This is a genomic window from Pseudomonas sp. EGD-AK9 (assembly GCF_000465935.2).
GTDB lineage: Bacteria > Pseudomonadota > Gammaproteobacteria > Pseudomonadales > Pseudomonadaceae > Aquipseudomonas.
The window spans coordinates 1-894 of the sequence record NZ_AVOF01000681.1; the positions used below are offsets into that span (position 1 = coordinate 1).

General features: G+C 68.3%; 1 protein-coding gene and 1 pseudogene. Both read right to left on the reverse strand.

All coding sequences use genetic code 11. The features are described from left to right. Window positions 1-298, reverse strand: a pseudogene (locus N878_RS22610) (alpha/beta fold hydrolase); the annotation flags it as partial. Window positions 299-573: 275 nt separating this feature from the next. Then, window positions 574-894 (reverse strand): RsmD family RNA methyltransferase (locus N878_RS22615; RefSeq protein WP_021445786.1); only part of this gene is annotated, 321 nt, incomplete at its 5' end.

Below are 894 nucleotides of genomic sequence, written 5' to 3' on the forward strand. Positions count from 1 at the left end.
CGCCGGAGCAGCCGCGCCAGTTCAGCGCCACGCTGGCCCAGCCGCGCGCGGCCAGCGCCTGCTGCAGGCCGAGCACGTAGAGCGAACTGGAACTGCCGGTCAGCCCGTGCAGCACCAGCACCAGCGGCGTGCGGGCCTCGTGCGGGCCGTGCCAGTCGAGATCGAGAAAATCGCCGTCGTCCAGCCACAGCCGCTCGCGCCTGCGCTCCAGGTGTGGTGGCTTGCGGCACAGCGGGTTCCACAGGGTCTGCAGATGCGGGCCGGGGAGCCACCAGGCGGGTTGAAAGGTTGTGGGCATGGACCGTGTCTGCAAGCTGAAATCTCGCCGCTAATATGATCCGGGGCGACGTTTCCGAATTGTGCCCGCCGCTCCGAACTCGCGGCAATGCCGGCGTCTTCAGGGCCGTAGGTTGGGCTGAGCGCAGCGAAGCCCAACGGGGGGGCGTGGGTTGCCGACGTTGGGCTTCGTCGCTGCGCGACTCAACCCAACCTACAGGTTTCACCGCCGACGCTTGCGCAGTATGCGCCAGGTGCACCAGGCCATTACCAGTAGGGCGGCGATGTGCTGGTTGGTCAGGCCGATGGCGATCCCGCACGCTGCCACAGCGCGTAATGCACCTGGCCGGTGTGCTTCTCGCGGTGCAGGCGCCAGTTGCCGGGCAGGCCGAGGGTCGAGGGCGCCGTTTCGCTTTCGGTGTAGACCCAGGCGTCGTCGGCCAGCCAGCCCTGGGTTTCCAGCAGGTTGCAGGCATTCTGCAGCAGGTCCTGGTGGAACGGCGGGTCGAGCAGGACGATATCGAAACGCCGCGGCGCCGGCCGCGTCAGCAGTTGCAGGGCATCGCCCTGCTGGATCTCGCCGTCAGCGCACTGCAGCGTCGCCAGATGGCCGCGCAA